Origin of the sequence: Mycobacterium parascrofulaceum ATCC BAA-614, assembly GCF_000164135.1 — a bacterium.
Classification (GTDB): domain Bacteria; phylum Actinomycetota; class Actinomycetes; order Mycobacteriales; family Mycobacteriaceae; genus Mycobacterium; species Mycobacterium parascrofulaceum.
In genome coordinates, this window is the sequence record NZ_GG770661.1 from 1 (window position 1) to 650 (window position 650).

General features: G+C 67.2%; 1 protein-coding gene. It reads right to left on the bottom strand.

Features of this window, described 5'->3' with window-relative positions; all coding sequences use genetic code 11:
• Positions 1-650 (bottom strand): replication initiator (locus HMPREF0591_RS34340; protein WP_425270274.1); only part of this gene is annotated, 650 nt, incomplete at both ends.

The window sequence follows — 650 nt, forward strand, 5'->3', positions numbered from 1 at the left end:
ACGACTTTGACGAAATTGACCCGCACCGAACCGGGCTTGACGCCAACTGTTTTCAGGTGTGTTGAGACGGCGCGCCGTAGCGCGATGGTGAAGCGCCGCCACAGCTCGGGCAGATGCCAGGTGAACAGCACATGCCCGAGGTAGTCGTAGCAGTCCCGGCATAGTGGCTGGCCTACCACGGGGTCGTCTACATGATGGGTTGTGGTGCAGTGCAGCGGGTGTCCGTGTCGGCAGCGGCCCGCCGATCTGTTGGGTGTGGTGTGGCAGGGTGTGCCGCTGGCGTTGTGCACCGCCGCGTAACTGGGCGCGGTCAAGGTGGCGAACACCTGCGGTCGGCCCGCGACCTCAACTGGGATGTCGTGGTGGCCGCCGGCGGCTCCGGCGTGTACGAGTTGCCAGGTGTCACGGGCGTAGAGGTCTGAGCATGATGGGCACACCGCGGCGCGGCGGTTGTTGCAGCGCGTCCACAACGTGTGCCGACGCCCGGCGGTGTCAGCACCGGACAGTTGGATCGGGTGGGCGCAAAACCCGACCGATTCGGCGCGATGCCACCACGACCCGAAACCGGGCGAGGAGGCGCGGCGCAGCATCTGGGCGATCATCGGCCCGGCATCCACGGTGGTCGGCAGCCCCGGCAACACGATCACCGG